Raw genomic sequence first — 17,553 nt, forward strand, 5'->3', positions numbered from 1 at the left:
ACAAATAGCGAACGTTCGCTAAATTATTTTAAAAATTATTATGCGAATAATCGCTTCTAAATATTATCTTTGAATTATGAATTCGGACAGCGACTTTATTAAAACGGTTTTCGGGCTGAAACTGAAACAGCAGAGACAGAAGAAAAACTGGTCTTTGCAGGATCTTGCGGTAAAAACAGGTTTATCCAAATCTTACCTTAATGAAATTGAAAACGGAAAAAAATATCCGAAACACGATAAGATCATTCAGCTTTCGGAAGCACTGAACTGTACTTTTGACGATCTGGTTTCCACGAAGCTGGACAAAAGTCTTACGCCTTTTAATGAGATTCTTCAGTCTGATTTTTTTAAAGAAATTCCTCTGGATCTTTTCGGGATCAATAAAAATAACCTAATCAGTATCATTAGTGATGCGCCAAAGAAAGTCACCGCTTTTATCAATGCCCTGATCGAAATTTCACAAAATTATAATTTAGGAAAGGAAAGATTTTACTTTGCCGTTTTACGTTCTTTTCAGGAACTTTATGATAATTATTTTCCCGAAATTGAAGAAAAAGTCCAGTTCTTTGCTGAGGAAAACGGACTGCAGATCGACAAAAATTTACAGTCTGATGTTCTGGAGACTATTCTGAATGAAAAATTTAATTATCAGATTCAGTCGGAAGATTTTGAACGATACGGAACGCTGGATAATTTACGGTCATTGTTTATCCCTGAAAAAAAGCTGTTGCTTTTAAACCGGAAATTAGAAAAAGATCAGAAAACCTTTATTCTCGCCAAAGAAATAGGATTCTGTGTTCTGGAATTAAAAAACCGTCCGAATACTTATTCGTGGCTGGATTTCGGAAGTTTTGAAGAAATTTTAAATAATTTTTATGCTTCGTATTTTGCGGGAGCTTTGTTGATTTCAAAACAGAAAACGATTGAAAAAACTTCAGATTTTTTCCTGCAAAACGAATGGAATCCTCAGAATTTTGAAAGTCTCATCGAAAATTTCACCAATTCTCCCGAAACATTTTATTATCGCCTGACCAATATTCTTTCTTCTGAACTGGGAATAAAAGATTTGTTTTACTTATGCCTTGTTAAAAAGAAAAATTCAGATAAAATACAGATCTTAAAAGAGTTACACCTCAACCATCAGCAGGCTCCTCATGCGAATGCAACCAACGAGCATTATTGCAGAAGATGGATTGCCGTGAAAAACCTTCATCATTTAAAAGAAAACGAAACTTTAACGGACGCCCAGATTTCACATTACAAAGATCAGGGAATCAGTTATCTGGTGATTTCCACTTCACAGAAAAATCCTTTTTCCGATGGAAGCAATAGAAGTTACTGTTTGGGAATTTTATTGAATTCTCAGACCATCAAAAAAATCAATTTTATTAAATCTCCGACTTTAAAAACCATCAATGTAGGAGTTACCTGTGAATCGTGCAGCATTGCAGACTGTGAAATAAGGCAATCTCCGCCTATCCGTCTGGAAAAGGAGTATTTTAATTCAGGTATGAAAAATGCAATTGAAAAGATCAGGAAAGATATTTTGTAATTTTTTTATGATTATCCGTTATTGATCATAATGCTTAATTTTCACGCAAAGAATCGCTAAGATTCTTTTATATACCAACTGTTTTTAAGTTCGCAAAGGTGCTTCGACAAGCTCAGCATAAAGCGAAGAACTCAAAGGTTTTCTAATTATGACAAATTACGGACAATCATATTTTTTTCAATTTTTTAATTCTTCGGTTCATTTTCAGTTGAAATGATTATTTTTACTCCAGTTAGGGATATAAAAAAACAAATTAATTATTTGAAGATATTTACTTTAATCAATAAGAAGTCTGTCTATTCCTGCTATAAAAAATTAATAATCATCTTAAGTTATTCATGCGCAAATGATGTTCGATATTTTATTTCCGAATCGCTGTATTCGGTGCAGCCGGATTATTGATGCTGATTTTCCGGTCTGTAATCTTTGTTTTGATCAGATCCACTTTACCCACAACAATTATTCTGAAGATAATTTCGTTAAAGAAAAATGCAAACTGCTCTTTCCCATCGAAAATGCTTTTGCATTAATGCAGTTTGAAAAAGAGAATGTGAGCCGGAAATTAATTCACGAACTGAAGTATCGGAGTCGAGAGAAAATCGGAAAAACTTTAGCTGAATGGACGACCGAAAGACTTGATTTTAATGATCAGAAGCCTGATCTTTTGGTGACGGTTCCGCTCCATCCGAAAAAATTAAGAGAAAGAGGGTATAACCAATTGCATTTGTTTGCAGAAACGCTTTCAGAATTTTATGCTATTCCGTTTGATCATGAAGTGATGAAAAGAAATCATTATTCCAAAGCTCAGGCTTTAAAGGATAAAGTGAACCGGCTGAAAACTGAAAATGTATTTTCGATGACTAAAGGTATTTCAGGCAAACATATTTTATTAATTGATGATGTTTTTACAACGGGAAATACGCTGGCTTCGATTGCGTGGGAAATCCTGAAATCGGGAGATAACAAAGTGAGTGTTCTCGTTATGGCGATTGATGAATAAAAAAAGCTGCTCCACAAAGAACAGCTTTAAGAAATTGTAATTATTTAAAAGGATTACTCCATTTTTTATTGGTATACACATCGGTTCCGGAAAGTGTTTTCAGAAATGCGATTACTGCATTTACTTCGGTTGATGTAAGGTTTAGCTTTTGTCCGTTTCCGTTAGGCGCTAAACGAGGATCGAGATTGGTGTTTCCCGGTGCAATATTGATATTTCCGTAATGACCAATCACCTGCTGAAGCGTTGTGAAATTTCCGTTGTGCATAAACTGTCCGTTTTCTATTCCGCTGCTGTTGGTAATGTTTCTTAAACTTGGAGCTTTGGTATTTGTAATGTCGATTCCGGTTCCGCTGATCTTACCGATAATTCCGTTGTTTTTGGAATTCGGATCAATATCAAATTCAGGAGCGGCATGGCAAGCTGCACAACCTAATCCGCCACCGGTCCGGTTTCCTGTCGCATCAAAAACAGGAGGAGCCAGAAATAGATTTTTCCCCTGATTTTCCTGTGCTGTAAAATTTGCAAACGGCTGCTGATCATTTGCACTTGCGGCTCTTCCTGCATCATATTTAGAATCAAAAGACTGAATACTTCTGATAAACTGCGCCAGTGCATTCTGAATTCTTGTTTGTGTAACCGTAGCGTCTCCATAAACAAAAGTGAACATTTCCTGATAGTATTTAATGTTCTGAAGTTTGGTAATCAAATCCTGAAGTGTGCCGTCGCCATTTGTTCCGCTAAAGCCCATTTCATTATGATCCTGAATCGGGAATGTAGTCTGTGCTTCCAGATTAGCGGCTCTTTCGTCCCAGAAAAATTTCATTTCATTTCCGAATCTCGCATTCACCAGTCTCATGGCATGCCTTCCTGTAGTTCCGTTTACTCCGGTACTCGCAACAGCATTATCTCCAAAAGCAAGTTCCTGTTTGTGACAGCTTGCACATGAAATGGTATTGTTTTTTGAAAGATTTTTGTCGTAAAACAACATTCTTCCCAATGTTGCCCCTTTATCAGTAATAGGATTTCCGGCGGTATTATCTCTTGTAATATAAGCCGGTTTGGGCTGATTTGCATAATTTTCGAGGCTGCTCAAATTGATATTGGAACCAAAAGCAGCCAAAATTCCGGGATAGCTGTCTTGTGTAACAGGAGTGGCTTCATAAACATCGCCGCCTGAACAGGAGTATACAGCTAATGCTGCGAAGAAAGCGGGAATAAGCAGTAATTTAACTTTTTTCATAAGAGGTTTTTAGAATAGTTCGTTTAAAAGTTTTTGCAGGATAATTCCGGATTAAGAAATATCTGTGAGTTTTTGTGAAGATTTATTTTTATTTTAATGCTTTACAATTACTTTCTTTGAGATTGTATTTTTACCGTTGGAAATTTTAACCATATAAGTTCCGTTGTATAAAGTCTGCGTATCGAAATAAGCAATTGTACTTCCTTTGATCATCTGGGTTTTCATGAGTAACTTCCCAGATATATCATACATCTCTATATCTAAATCATATTTCAGTAAATGATCCACCTGAACAAGCAGTAAATCGCTAACCGGATTGGGATATAAAACTGTACTGATATTTTTAAATTCAGCTTCGGATACGGCAAGATTTGAAGTATAAGTTGTTGTTGTTTCCGTTATTGAAGTTACTTTTCGGTTTGCATAAACTCCATAATAAGTTGGTCCTATCAAATAAGGATAAGCTGAATTGTGATTGGCATCCACCGTTGCAAAATAGCAATACGTTCCGTTGGGATATTCTGGTGTTTTACAGAATCTTCCGTTGTGTTCATCGAGATAATCGTCCTGCCCTGTATGAGCAATCCACTCATAATCCTGAATGCATGATCCTAAAGGATATGTTGAGTTTACGGGAGGTCCCGCTGTAACAGAAACTCCGTTAATCGTATTTCTTGTTGTAATACTTCTCAGCTGATACCCGGATTTCATTCGGGTAATTCCTCCTGTTCCGTCTGCATTTTTGTAGGCATAAGCTCCGTAGATCGGATATCCGTCGTAAGCGAAACCTATAAGTGGAGAATGCTGTGAAGTATTAATTGTGTATAATCCGTTCGCATCATAAGGATTACATACCGTAGAAATCACATTCAGATCATATTTAAAAGCTGAAGGATTCTGATGATGATGATAATTTGTACCGGCAGGATGACCTTTGGAACAATCGAAGCCAAGCTTTTCATAAACAATTGCATCGCGCTGCCAGACCCCGTCGCCGGTTCCCCCGATTGGACCTCCTGCCCAAGCGTTTGTGGAAGATTTCCATGAAACCCCGTCTTTAGGATCGAAACCTGCGACCCCATTGATAAAAACAGCAATATTTCCAAGTGCGGTCGCCGTTGGAGTTCCTGTATTCTGAACCGGAGCCAAAGGAAATTTAAATATGGCATTCTGATTTCCTGCCTGATTGGGATTTCCATCCTGAAAAGGACCTGTAGGATAAGCCGGAATTCCTTTGGTAGAAATATAAACATTGCTTGCAGAATATTGTACCGCCTGACAATTTACGAGAATGCTGTTCCCCTGCGGAGTAGAGTTTCCGTTCGGGTAGTAAGTTCCTGTTGCCGTTGTGTTTTGCAGCCATGAAGTTACTGCGGGCCCTTGAGCATTAATCAAAGTTCCCAATAAAGATAAAAACAAGTAGGTAATTTTTTTTCTCATGCCGATATTTTGAGGTTTTCACTTTAAAATATTAAAGTCTCATTACTTTATTAGACGACAATACATTTATTTTCCTTCGGAGGACAGTAAAATTTCTTTCGGAAACTGAAAATTTTGGTTTTTCACAAATTCTCTATCGTTAAGAGTAAGCAGAAATGCGATGAGATCAACTTTTTCATTATCTGTAAGGATGATTTTTTTTCTGAGTTCTTTTGAAACTTTTGAATTCTGCTGTATTCCGTTGGTGTAATGGTTAACTACCTGACTCAATCTTGTGAATCTTCCATCATGCATATAAGGATAGGAATAGCTCAGATTTCTTAGTGAAGGAATTTTAAACATCTGATTGTTTTTGGGCTGTTTTGTGATCCCAAATCGTCCCTGATCTTTCAGGTATGAATCCATCGGCAATCCGTTAGCGGCAAATTGGTAGGATGAAAAAAGTGGCTCCTGATGACAGGAATTGCAGTTCCGTTTAAAAATCTCATAGCCCTTCTGTTCCTGCTCTGTGAAACTATCTTTCCCTTTTTTTACCTGATCGTATTTCGAGCCTGCAGAAATTAAGGTAAGCTGAAACTGAGCAAGAGCCTTCAGCAAATGCTGTCCTGTAATGGTGCTGTCTGAAAAAGCTTTATAAAAGAGGGTTCTGTACAGTTTTTTAGCCTGAAGTTTTTTAACGACATTTTCTATCGATTCTCCCATTTCTTTTTTGTTACTTATCGGAGCCAAAGCCTGAACTTCGATGTGATTAACCGCTCCATCCCACATCAAATCTTTTTGCCACGCCAGATTAAACAGCGCCGGAGCATTTCTTTTTCCGATAGAATCTCCGATTCCGTGACTTAAGGCGTGATCGTTATGTGCGAAAGCGTTGTATGAAGTATGACAGGAAGCACAGGAAATTGTTCCGTCTTTTGATAAAATGGGATCATAAAATAAGACTCTTCCCAACTCCACTTTTTCTTTGGTTAACGGTTCTTTTTTAAAATCGTAAACGGGTTTCGGAAAATATTCGGGTATGTAAAGAGGATAAAGATCTTTAAAGGTAAAAGCCAATAAGGGAACCAGAAATAAAAAAACAGGAATGTATTTCAGCATTCCTTTTATGACCGGATGAGATTCACCTTTATCTTTCATGATCATGCTTTTATCTGAAAAATTATTTAGATTCTGTGTAAAATATTTTCTGAAATACATGGGCAAGAGCCGTTGCTTTTTCTCCGGGTGACATGACGGAATGTGTTTTTTTAAGATCAATTTCCGATAAAAACCGTGAAACATCTACAAAAATTACATTTTGGTTTCTTTTGAAGGGCAAAATAACTGTCTGCAATGTTTCAAAAGGTTTTAAATATCCTCCGACATGAAATTGAAAATCTTTATGAACAGCGCCGGATTTTTCTGAATTTCCCTCTACTTTAAAATTGATGTATCCGCTTTGCCAAGACCAGTACATTCCGTTCACGGGATCAAGATCTCCTCCCATTGCTCCGGAAACATTGGTAAGACTGTCTATTCCGATACTGAATTGTATTTCATCAAAATCATCTGTGATATTTTTATCAAAATCTATTTTCAATCTGTTTTCAGAATCAATTAAATAAGATTTTTCCGGTGTTTTGTAAACTGTTTTTCCTGATTTTTTAAGATTGATATCCGAAACGTAAAATTTTAATTTAGATAGGGAAACAACATCATCTTTTAATGTATATTTTTTTTCTATTTCCAGCTTTTCAGAAGCCCAAACCGGACTGAACTGTATTCCGGTAAAGATGTTCTGCGAAAAGAGAAAATTCACCGAAGCCAGGAAAATAAAAACGAAATAATTTTTTTTCATCGCTCGTGTGGAGGTTTCGGTCCCGGAGCAAAAAGAGATTCAAATTCATCAATAAGATGATCAAAATCCTGCAACTGGTCGGGACGGCATATTTTTCTGATGTCCTGAAAATGTTTAAAATTAATTTTCTCCGTTTCCATGCTTATCTTCCCGATCTGCTGTACCAAAGAATCTCCGTTTTTCTGATCTTTATTTTTTAATAATGAATAATACTGTGTTTTCGCATCCATCATTTCGTGTTCTTTTTCCCGGATCTGCATTCTGTGCTGCTGAATAAGCCCGTCATATTGCTGTATCTGTTTTTCATCCAAATGCAGCCGTTCAATAATGAGATCTCTCGGCCCTGAATGATGCGGAGGTTTTCGCGTGAGCATGAAGATTACCAATAAAAGATTGGAAATCAACAGACCAATAATGATAAAAATGTAAAACCTGCTTTTAGTCATACGAAAAAGTATTTTGTGATTTCATCATAAATAAGGTATCAAAATCTGATTTTGAATTATCTTTAGTGTTTTGAATAACTTTTACGTTCAAACTGATCAGAATAACAATCACGGCAGCCGCTGCAAAAATCCATTTTGGAGAAACGATATCTTTCTTCTGATCCTCAATTTTACCGAGAATCTTTCCGTACAATTCTGAAGGAGCCTCTACGCTCTGAATTTTTTCTAATATCTGCAACTGATCTTCCATTACATACTTAGACGATTTATTTTTCATATTCCTTCTGTTGATTTAGTTTTTGGATAAGATTTTTTTTGGCACGTTGAAAAAGAGACTCTACTGCTTTCTGACTGAGGTTCATAATTTCAGCGGTTTCCTGCTGAGAATTGCCTTCAATTTTCATTAAAATAACCACCGTTTTCTGATCATTGGGAAGATTATTTATGAAACTGAAAATTTTCATCACTTCTTCTTTCTGCTCAAGAACCACACCGGGATGATTGAAATCTACCGGTTCATTCTGTCTGTTTTCAGCATCCGAATCTCTGAAAAGACCGAAAAAGAATCTTTTCCTGGAATTTTTATGTTTAAGAAAATCTAAAGAGGTGTTAATCGCAATGCGGTAAATCCATGTTTTTAAGGATGACTCGTTTTTAAAGCCATCCATTTTTTGTGATATTTTTACAAAAACATCCTGAGTTATTTCTTCTGCATCTTCGGTATTCTGGGTATACTGCAATGCGAGATTATACACCATCTTCTGATGCTGGCGGAAGATAAACTCGAAATTCATATTCCGGTTTTCATTACGGTCACTTTTTTTATTAGACGAAAAAAAATATTTTTTCCTTCGTTTTTTTTAGTTTCCGTAAAAATAAAAGAAATTCACATGTAAAAATGATTCCGAAAAAAAATGATCAGAAATTTATCGCTGTAGTTTTTCGCCATAGCTTAAGTCTCCGGCATCACCCAATCCAGGAGTGATGTAGCCTTTTGAGGTAAGGTTTTCATCAATAGCTCCTACCCAGATTTTAGCATCAGGATACGCTTTTTCTATGGTTTCAACTCCCTGTCTTGAAGCAATTGCTGCAACAATATGCAGTTCTGTAGGTTTTCCGTGCGTTAATAAATCTTTGATGGCTTCGATAAGAGAAGCTCCGGTTGCCAACATCGGATCTGCAACAATTAAGGGTCTGCCTTCGATATTCGGACACGTTAAATAGTCCTGCTTGATAGAAAAATAATCGTTGGCGTCGTGTTTTCTGTAAGCGGCAACAAATCCGCAGTCTGCTTTATCAAGATAATTCAAAATTCCCTCAAACAAAGGAACTCCGGCTCTCAAAATGGTCGTAATAACCGGCTGAACAGCAATTTCCTTCACTTTAATCGTATCCAGAGGTGTCTGAATTTCAATTTCTTTCTGCTCCAGTGTTTTGCTGATCTCGAAAGCAGCAATTTCGCCGATTCTTTCCATATTTCTGCGGAATCTCATACGGTCGTGCTGGATTTCAACATTTCGAAGCTCATTGATCCATGAATTAACTAAAGAAAATTGTTCTGATAAAACGATTGTGTTCATTATTTTGAAAAGCTTTTATCTAAAATATATATATATATTTAATGAAGAATAAAATCCCTCTCAGAAAAATCTGAAAGGGACTGTAATTTATTTTTGTCTGAAATACACTTCGATAGGAACTCCGGTAAACCCGAATTCTTTTCTCAATTGGTTTTCAGTAAATCTTTTATATGGTTCTTTTACGTACTGCGGTAAGTTACAGAAGAATACAAATTGTGGCGACGGCGTCGGAAGCTGTACGCAATATTTAATTTTAATGTATTTTCCTTTGTTTGCAGGAGGAGGTGTCTGCTCAAAAATAGGAAGCATTACTTCATTAAGTTTAGATGTCTTGATCTTTTTCTTACGGTCTTCATACACCTGCATTGCCATATCTACCGCTTTCAGGATTCTCTGCTTCGTTAATGCAGAAACGAATAAAATAGGAATATCCTGAAACTGCCCGATCTTGTCTTTAATCTGTTTTTCGAAATCACGCATGGTATTCGTTTCCTTACCTTCAATCAAATCCCATTTGTTCACCAAAATCACGATTCCTTTTCTGTTTTTCTGAGCCAGACCAAATATGTTCATATCCTGAGATTCCCATCCCTGAGTAGCATCCACCATGATAATTACCACATCAGAATACTCGATGGAACGGATAGAACGCATTACGGAATAGAATTCCAAATCTTCGCTAACTTTGGATTTTCTTCTCATTCCGGCCGTATCTACCAATACAAACTCGTGTCCAAATTTATTGTAAAGCGTCTGAATACTGTCTCTTGTAGTTCCGGCAACATCTGTTACGATATTTCTTTCCGTATCCAGCAAAGCGTTCGTCATCGTAGATTTTCCTACGTTCGGACGACCTGCAATGGTAATTTTCGGTAAACCTTCGAAAGGATCTTTGTATTCGGTTGTCGGGAAATCTTTTACCACATCGTCCAGTAAATCTCCTGTTCCTGAACCTGTTGCAGAAGATAAAGTGTAATATTTTTCAATTCCCAACTGATAAAATTCTGTAGCAGCGAGTTCTTCTTTGGAAGAATCTACTTTATTGATTACAATATAAACCGGCTTGTTTGATCTTCTTAACATCTCGTGGATCTCGAAATCCGTATCTGTAAGACCTTCCTCCACATTTAACATGAAAATGATAGAAGTTGCCTCATCGATCGCCAGCTGAACCTGCTTTGAAATTTCTCCCTGAAAGACGTCATCATTGTTTACATCATATCCTCCGGTATCAATTACCGTAAAATCTACTCCGTTCCAGTCGGATTTTCCGTAGTGACGGTCTCTGGTAACACCGGCTGTAGAGTCTACGATGGCCTCTCTTCTTTCCAGTAAACGATTAAAAAGCGTGGATTTTCCTACGTTGGGACGCCCAACGATTGCGACAATATTCGACATAAAAATGTTTAATAATTAAGATTATTAATGGGTTTCTCCAACTTTTGGAGCCCAATTTTTTGCAAAGATACGCTTTTTATTTAATTTGATATTCCGTTAATAACAGTACTGTAGACTGTTCAAGAAATCGTAATGTGGGATGTGTGTATTACTTCAGTTCAGCTAAAATACCGTATGCTGCTTATTTTGAATAAAAAAGTTAAAAAATAAATCTTTGTAAATCAATTAATAATCGATAACTAAGCACTTTTTCTTTCAATATCATTTTTATTTTTAAAATAATTTATATAATTTCGCGTCATAGAAATACAGACCCATGGTGTAGCGGTAACACTACTGATTTTGGTTCAGTCATCTGGGGTTCGAATCCCTGTGGGTCTACAAAAAACCGTTAATTATAAATAATTAACGGTTTTTTATTTGTCCAATTTTTCTTCCTTAATATCTCGAAATAATCACCCAAGCCGATCCCGTACTCTGAACGACAATTCCTCTACCCAAATCGCTGTTATTTAAGCCGTAATTTGAAAAATTTCCGCCATTAATCCTGAATGTTCCTGTTATCGTTACATTTCCGGAAGTATCATTGATCAGCTGGTAAACTTTTCCTCTGTTTGTAGAGGTTGCAGAAGGTAAAGTAATATTTCCCCCTACTAAAACAGTATAATCATCTGCTGCAACAGTTCCTGAAGACATTGACTTTATTTTTTGAGTTGCTGCCGCCGACAATAGCTTTATCCATTTCCCGGAACTTCCGTCAAAATAATAATACCCGGAAGCTGTAACATCTACCGTCTGTCCTGCAGGAGAAGTATCTTCCTGAGTAACAAAAACAACGGCTCCGTTTTGTGAGCCGGTATAGTTTTTTGCTCTTAGTTGTGTTCCTGTAATTCGCGGTGCTATAATGCCATCAAATTTTGCCGGATCTGCCGGATTACCTGTAATGTCTAATGTTGCACTGGGATTTTCATTATTGATTCCTATCTGAGCGTAACTAAAAGAGCCTACCAATAATAAGGCAGGAAATAATTTTTTTATCATGTTTAGATTTGTTTTTTTAGCAAAAATATATTTTATTTAAACAAATCCTAATTTTTAGTTGTTAAAATTAAATAAAAACAAAAAAAAGACAACAAAAACCGTTGCCTTTTCAATTATTATGTTAAATATTTTAATTATACTAAATCAGATCAAACCGATCAAGATTCATTACTTTTACCCAAGCTGAAACAAAATCATTCACAAACTTTTCTTTGGCATCCGAACTTGCATATACTTCTGCAATAGCTCTCAGTTCGGAATTCGATCCGAAAACAAGATCCGCTCTCGTGGCTGTCCATTTTTTCTCTCCGGTTTTTCGGTCTGTCCCTTCATACAATTCATTATCATCAGAAGCAGATTTCCACTGAGTACTCATATCCAGTAAATTAACAAAGAAATCATTGGAAAGCACTCCCGGATTCTGCGTAAAAATACCGTGAGAAGAACCGTCGAAATTCGCATTAAGAGATCTCATTCCTCCGATTAATACAGTAAGTTCAGGAGCTGTAAGCGTTAACAACTGTGCTTTATCAATCAATAAAGATTCTGTAGATACCGAGAATTTTTTCTTTAGATAGTTTCTGAATCCATCTGCTGCAGGCTCAAGATATCCCATAGATTCTACATCGGTTTGTTCCTGTGAAGCATCCATTCTTCCCGGCGCAAAAGGAACGATGATCTGATAGCCACCGTCTTTTGCAGCTTTTTCAACAGCAGCACTTCCTGCAAGAACAATAAGATCTGCTAAAGAAATTCTTTTACCGCCTGTTTGGTTCTCATTAAATTCTCTCTGAATATTTTCAAGAATACTTAAAACTTTCTGAAGCTGTGCCGGATTATTTACTTCCCAGTCTTTTTGTGGAGCTAAACGAATTCTCGCCCCGTTTGCTCCTCCTCTTTTATCACTTCCTCTGAATGTAGAAGCCGATGCCCAGGCTGTAGAAACCAATTCTGAAACACTTAAACCTGAAGCTAAAATCTTTGATTTTAAAGCTTCAACGTCTGAATTATTGATTAACGCGTGATCCACTTCTGGAATCGGATCCTGCCATATTAATTCTTCCGCAGGAACATCCGGTCCCAAATAACGGGCTTTAGGGCCCATATCTCTGTGCGTCAGTTTATACCATGCTCTTGCAAAAGCATCCGCAAAAGCATCCGGATTTTCATAAAATCTTCTTGATATTTTCTCATAAACAGGATCAAACCTCAACGAAAGATCCGTTGTAAGCATTGTTGGTCTGTGTTTTTTATTAGGATCAAAAGCATCGGGAATAATTTCTTCTCCGTTCTTGGCAACCCACTGATGCGCTCCTGCCGGACTTTTTGTAAGTTCCCATTCGTTTTCAAAAAGATTTTTAAAGAAATAATTACTCCATTCCGTCGGAGTTTCCGTCCATGTTACTTCCAGTCCGCTGGAAATAGCATCCGGTCCTTTTCCAGATTTATAGGTGCTGTTCCATCCAAATCCCTGCGCTTCAATTCCTGCCGCTTCGGGCTCTTCTCCCACATGATCCGCAGGTCCTGCTCCGTGTGTTTTACCAAATGTGTGACCGCCCGCAATTAAAGCAACGGTTTCTTCATCATTCATTGCCATTCTTCCAAACGTATCACGAATATCTTTTGCTGCTGCAATAGGATCAGGATTTCCGTCCGGACCTTCAGGATTTACATAAATAAGTCCCATCTGTACCGCAGCCAACGGTTTTTCTAAATTTCTTGTATGGATATCTCCGTCTGCATTATCATCAGTAGGAAGAACTCCTCTGTTTTCTACCACTCCGTCTGAGCCATGTGCATAGCGAAGATCTCCGCCCAACCATGTTTTCTCTGTTCCCCAATACACATCTTGATCCGGCTCCCAAACATCTTCACGACCTCCCGCAAATCCGAACGTTTTGAATCCCATGGATTCTAAGGCAATGTTTCCGGTAAGGATCATTAAATCTGCCCAGGAAATTTTCTTCCCGTATTTTTGTTTAATGGGCCAAAGAAGTCTTCTCGCTTTATCCAGACTTACGTTATCCGGCCAACTGTTCAAAGGGGCAAAACGCTGCTGTCCGGCTCCTGCTCCGCCTCGCCCGTCACCTACACGATACGTTCCTGCGCTGTGCCAAGCCATACGGATAAACAAAGGTCCGTAATGTCCGAAATCTGCAGGCCACCAATCCTGAGAATCCGTCATTAAAGCATGAAGGTCTTTTTTTACTTCTTCCAGATCGAGGCTTTTAAAAGCTTCTGCATAATTGAAATCTTTCTCCATCGGATTAGACAGATCAGAATGCTGACGAAGAATATCTACTCTTAACTGATCCGGCCACCAATCTATATTTTTAGTACCACCTCCTGCTACATTTTCTTTTTTCATCGTTCCGTTGTGAAAAGGGCATTTGCTGATGTCTCCTGAAGTATTTTCCATATCGTTTAAATTTTTATGTTGATTAACAATTTTTTAAATATTGAACAATGCAAACATACAACTGTTATAAAATAAATACAATCTATTGAAATTATTTTTATGATAGCTAAAAACAATAATTAATTTTAAATTACTGTTTTGCAATTCTTTAAATAGATGAATCTGTAATAATTCATTTAAGGTAAGCATTTTTTATCTGAATTTGAATAATATTCAATCTCTGATACAGATATTTAGAAACATTAAAGACAAGGCAATGTGTACTGCATTTTAAACTTCTTATATCTCAAAAATTTGACTATCTTTATCTATTCAGAAAACATAAAATTTTAGCAATGAAAAAAATATTGGTCATCGTTCTTGTCGCTTTTATCATCATACAGTTTTTTCCGATCGACAAAACAAATCCTGCTCCTACTCCCGGAATGGATTTTTTGAAGATTAAAAATGTACAGCCGGAAGTGGCTCAACTGATTACCAATTCATGCTACGACTGCCATTCTAATGAATCAAAATATCCGTGGTATTCTAACATTGCCCCTGCTTCATGGATTCTGAAGCATCATATCGATGAAGGGAGAAAAGAACTCAATTTCTCTACGTTTGCCACGTACCTTCCCAAACAGCAGGCTCATAAGCTTGATGAATGTATTGAAATGATCGAAAAAAAAGAAATGCCTCTGGAATCGTATTATATCGGACATCAGGATGCAAAACTTACGGATGAGCAGCGAAAAATACTGGTAGATTATTTCAAAAAAGAAAAAGCTGAGACTGAAAGAAAAATGGCTCTTTAAAAATCAAAAATCATGGAGGAAAAATGGATGGGGAAACATATTGTATTTTTTGACGGTGATTGCGGAGTCTGCAATTTCTGGGTTCAGTGGATTCTTAAAAGAGATAAGAAAGACCGGTTTCTTTTTGCTTCGTTACAGTCGGATTTCGGACAACAGTTCTTAACCGAAAGAAAACTGAATACGGAAGTTTTCAATACGCTTTATTTGTGGAAACCGAATCATTATTATCTCGAAAAATCCAAAGCCGTTCTGCAAATTGCCCATCTTTTAGGAGGGATCTATAAACTTTCAGCCATCGGAAAAATCATTCCCGGATTTTTAAGCGATCAAATTTATGATGCTGTATCAAGAAACAGAATGAAACTGTCAAATCAGAAATGTTATCTTCCGACTCCCGATGAAAGAAAAAAATTTATAGAAGTCTGATTTATCTTTAAATGATAAACGCTGTAAATAAATAAAGACTGTTTCAATTACGAAACAGTCTTTTTCATTTTAAAACCTTGATTCTATTATTGGTTTAAAGACCATACAGAATAAGACTTCGGAGCGCATTGAATTTTCACCCATTTATCGCCCTGAGTTGTAGGATACCAGCCTGAACTTCCGGTAAAATCTTTAATCTGCTGACTTGCCCAGTTCGTCTGAATCCATCTTTCCTGCCACGTTGAAGAATTGTTGATGTAGACTACCAATCCCGGATTCCCGTTATAGCCGTTTCTTCTTGCAATATACTCGTCGTTATCCGTATACAGAATAGAAGTTGTTCCGGTAGCTTTATTATTGTGAATCCAGATCAGATTGTTTAATCTCTCTTTGTTTAGCCATTCTTCATAATCTCTGTAAAAAATCGTAGGATACCCTTCGTGAGTTAAGATATACGCATAAGCCAACATTTTATTGTATATGATATCCGTATCATGATTTGCCACGAAAGTCACTGCTTTGAAAGGGTTTCTTTTCCACATCATATCATCATTCAAAGCATTTAAATTATTATTATCAAATGCTTCATCCATTTTATAATAGGCTGCAAAATCGAAAACGGAACTGTTGGCATTATTCGCCCACCATTCCAGCGTGTTTACGTTAGAATCCCATAATTCTCCCACAGAAAATCCTCCCACATTCGCATTCCATTTATTCACCACCCATGGTCCGAAACCTTTTACATAATCGAACCTCCATCCATCAAACTTCATAACGTTTTTATAATACTTACCAACAGAATCATCTCTTTCCCAAAGCCAGCTTTGCACATAGGGATTGGCATGGCAAAGATCCGGAAAACCGCCGAAAGCGCCCTCATCATTATTACCATAGGCATTCTTGTAAAAATCGTTGTAATTTCTTGTAAACTTTCCTGATGCCACACCCGAAAAATTGGTCCATGTATTGGTTCCCGTGTAAGGATTCGCCTCCGATTGACCACCGCTGTTATGATTGATGACAATATCAGCATACACCTGCATGTTTTCAGTGTGAGCCTGCGTAATTAATGCTTCCAGTTCTGCTCTGGATCCGAAACGTGTTTCTACACTTCCGTTCTGGTTAAAGTTTCCGAAGTCGTAATAATCTGTAGGATCATATCCCATAGAATAAGCTCCGTTCTGTGCTTTTGACGCCGGAGGAAGCCAGATTGCGCCAATTCCGGCATTGGACCAGTCGGTTACTTTTGCTTTTACGGTATTCCACCAGTTTCCGCCATCGGGAACATCCCAGTAAAATCCCTGCATAAGAACACTTCCGCCCGGTCCGGCTACGAATTTTGAAGTTGAAGAAGTTCCGGCTCCCGTACTGAAAGGACGCCCGTCGTGATTTGTAACATTCACGATTTTATCATGAATTTCTAACTGTTTTGAGCTTTCGCTAATTGTTTCATCATTGTTCTGGCAAGAACTTACCATACCTAAAGCCAGCAATGAAAGTAAAATGTGTGTTTTTTTCATGTTAAAAATTTTTAATTATTAAAGTATTAACTAAATTACAATTTTATTAAAAAAATTCTAAACCACGTGAAATAATTTTATTTTTTCTTTAAAAATCCCATCAAATCGCTAACAGGACCAATCATTAAAAAATCATAAACTTTTAAGATTTTCGGTACAATTTTTCCATTATTCCATATATTTGCATACTATGGAATACAATACCCAAAGAACTCAGCTTCATTTGCCTGAATACGGCAGAATTATACAACAGTTGGTTGAACGTTGCAAAGAGCTTCCTACAAAAGAAGAGCGAAGCGAAATGGCAATGGCAATCATTGATTTTATGGGTCAGAGAAACCCGCAATTGAGAGACGAAGAAAATTATAAACATAAACTTTGGGATCATCTATACATTTTAGCCAACCATGATCTGGATGTAGATTCTCCCTATCCTTTCCCTACAAAGGAAGAACTTGAAGAAAAACCAAAAAGGATGGAATATCCTAAACTTCAGGGAGATTTTAAATTTTACGGGAAAAGTATTCTTCAGTTAATAGAAAAAGCAATCGAACTGGAACAGGGCGACGAAAAGGAAGCGCTAATCGAAGTGATTGCCAATAATATGAAGAAGTCCTACAATGTATATAATAAGGAACACGTAACAGATGATGTTATTTTCCGTCATCTGAAAGAACTTTCGGAAAACAGGCTGGATCTTACCGGAATAGATTCTCTTGAAAAGAGCAAAATCTATTACACCACCAACAATAACAACCGAAATAATAACAATAACAACAGGAATAACAACCGAAACAACCAAAACAACAAAAGAAGACACAACAACAATAACAATCATAATAAAAGAAAGTAAA

17 protein-coding genes and 1 tRNA gene are annotated in these 17,553 nt (G+C 37.0%); 6 read left to right on the forward strand and 12 right to left on the reverse strand.

Annotated features, from left to right (window positions below):
* The first annotated feature begins 76 nt into the window (after window positions 1-76).
* Both KKI44_RS09310 and KKI44_RS09315 read left to right on the forward strand, forming a co-directional pair.
* The gene (locus KKI44_RS09310; protein WP_214590749.1) at window positions 77-1,552 is read left to right on the forward strand and encodes a helix-turn-helix domain-containing protein; all 1,476 of its coding nucleotides are present in this window, start codon (window positions 77-79) and stop codon (window positions 1,550-1,552) included.
* Between the two features lie 346 nt (window positions 1,553-1,898).
* Complete coding sequence (locus KKI44_RS09315) at window positions 1,899-2,552, forward strand: ComF family protein (RefSeq protein ID WP_214590750.1); 654 nt, start codon at window positions 1,899-1,901, stop codon at window positions 2,550-2,552.
* A 40-nt stretch (window positions 2,553-2,592) separates the two neighbouring features.
* Here the strand turns inward: KKI44_RS09315 and KKI44_RS09320 are convergent, their stop codons facing one another.
* The 9 genes from KKI44_RS09320 to der form a co-directional block, all read right to left on the reverse strand.
* Complete coding sequence (locus tag KKI44_RS09320) at window positions 2,593-3,792, reverse strand: cytochrome-c peroxidase (RefSeq protein WP_214590751.1); 1,200 nt, start codon at window positions 3,790-3,792, stop codon at window positions 2,593-2,595.
* Between the two features lie 93 nt (window positions 3,793-3,885).
* The gene (locus tag KKI44_RS09325) at window positions 3,886-5,232 is read right to left on the reverse strand and encodes a YHYH protein (RefSeq protein WP_214590752.1); all 1,347 of its coding nucleotides are present in this window, start codon (window positions 5,230-5,232) and stop codon (window positions 3,886-3,888) included.
* A gap of 66 nt (window positions 5,233-5,298) precedes the next feature.
* On the reverse strand, window positions 5,299-6,369 hold the full coding sequence (locus KKI44_RS09330) for a cytochrome-c peroxidase (RefSeq protein WP_250902187.1): 1,071 nt from the start codon (window positions 6,367-6,369) through the stop codon (window positions 5,299-5,301).
* Window positions 6,370-6,391: 22 nt separating this feature from the next.
* The gene (locus KKI44_RS09335) at window positions 6,392-7,069 is read right to left on the reverse strand and encodes an MbnP family protein (protein WP_214590753.1); all 678 of its coding nucleotides are present in this window, start codon (window positions 7,067-7,069) and stop codon (window positions 6,392-6,394) included.
* The gene (locus KKI44_RS09340; RefSeq protein ID WP_214590754.1) at window positions 7,066-7,515 is read right to left on the reverse strand and encodes a Spy/CpxP family protein refolding chaperone; all 450 of its coding nucleotides are present in this window, start codon (window positions 7,513-7,515) and stop codon (window positions 7,066-7,068) included. The genes KKI44_RS09335 and KKI44_RS09340 overlap by 4 nt, the downstream gene beginning before the upstream one ends.
* A complete protein-coding gene (locus KKI44_RS09345) occupies window positions 7,508-7,792 on the reverse strand; it encodes a hypothetical protein (RefSeq protein ID WP_214590755.1) in 285 nt (94 codons plus the stop codon). The genes KKI44_RS09340 and KKI44_RS09345 overlap by 8 nt, the downstream gene beginning before the upstream one ends.
* Window positions 7,782-8,309: an RNA polymerase sigma factor gene (locus tag KKI44_RS09350; protein ID WP_214590756.1), complete on the reverse strand. Its 528-nt coding sequence runs from the start codon at window positions 8,307-8,309 to the stop codon at window positions 7,782-7,784. Before KKI44_RS09350 ends, KKI44_RS09345 begins: the two co-directional genes overlap by 11 nt.
* Window positions 8,310-8,441: 132 nt before the next feature.
* Complete coding sequence (gene upp, locus KKI44_RS09355) at window positions 8,442-9,095, reverse strand: uracil phosphoribosyltransferase (RefSeq protein WP_116097520.1); 654 nt, start codon at window positions 9,093-9,095, stop codon at window positions 8,442-8,444.
* An 87-nt stretch (window positions 9,096-9,182) separates the two neighbouring features.
* Window positions 9,183-10,493, reverse strand: a complete 1,311-nt coding sequence (gene der, locus KKI44_RS09360; protein WP_214590757.1) for a ribosome biogenesis GTPase Der — start codon at window positions 10,491-10,493, stop codon at window positions 9,183-9,185.
* A 310-nt stretch (window positions 10,494-10,803) separates the two neighbouring features.
* Here der and KKI44_RS09365 point away from each other — a divergent pair.
* A tRNA-Gln gene (locus KKI44_RS09365) sits at window positions 10,804-10,874 on the forward strand.
* A 57-nt stretch (window positions 10,875-10,931) separates the two neighbouring features.
* Here KKI44_RS09365 and KKI44_RS09370 read toward each other — a convergent pair.
* Window positions 10,932-11,534: a hypothetical protein gene (locus KKI44_RS09370; RefSeq protein WP_214590758.1), complete on the reverse strand. Its 603-nt coding sequence runs from the start codon at window positions 11,532-11,534 to the stop codon at window positions 10,932-10,934.
* A 139-nt stretch (window positions 11,535-11,673) separates the two neighbouring features.
* Complete coding sequence (katG, locus tag KKI44_RS09375) at window positions 11,674-13,953, reverse strand: catalase/peroxidase HPI (protein ID WP_214590759.1); 2,280 nt, start codon at window positions 13,951-13,953, stop codon at window positions 11,674-11,676.
* A gap of 335 nt (window positions 13,954-14,288) precedes the next feature.
* Here katG and KKI44_RS09380 point away from each other — a divergent pair, with 335 nt between their 5' ends.
* A complete protein-coding gene (locus tag KKI44_RS09380) occupies window positions 14,289-14,750 on the forward strand; it encodes a heme-binding domain-containing protein (protein WP_214590760.1) in 462 nt (153 codons plus the stop codon).
* A 12-nt stretch (window positions 14,751-14,762) separates the two neighbouring features.
* Entirely contained in the window at window positions 14,763-15,176 is a 414-nt protein-coding gene (locus KKI44_RS09385) for a thiol-disulfide oxidoreductase DCC family protein (protein WP_214590761.1), read from the forward strand.
* A gap of 86 nt (window positions 15,177-15,262) precedes the next feature.
* On the opposite strand, the gene KKI44_RS09390 is transcribed toward KKI44_RS09385, so the two are convergent.
* Window positions 15,263-16,699, reverse strand: a complete 1,437-nt coding sequence (locus KKI44_RS09390) for an alpha-amylase (protein WP_214590762.1) — start codon at window positions 16,697-16,699, stop codon at window positions 15,263-15,265.
* Window positions 16,700-16,889: 190 nt separating this feature from the next.
* Here KKI44_RS09390 and KKI44_RS09395 point away from each other — a divergent pair, with 190 nt between their 5' ends.
* The gene (locus KKI44_RS09395) at window positions 16,890-17,552 is read left to right on the forward strand and encodes a DUF4290 domain-containing protein (protein WP_214590763.1); all 663 of its coding nucleotides are present in this window, start codon (window positions 16,890-16,892) and stop codon (window positions 17,550-17,552) included.
* The last annotated feature ends 1 nt before the right edge of the window (window position 17,553 follow it).

This window comes from Chryseobacterium sp. ZHDP1, assembly GCF_018603435.1.
Taxonomy (GTDB): domain Bacteria; phylum Bacteroidota; class Bacteroidia; order Flavobacteriales; family Weeksellaceae; genus Chryseobacterium; species Chryseobacterium indicum.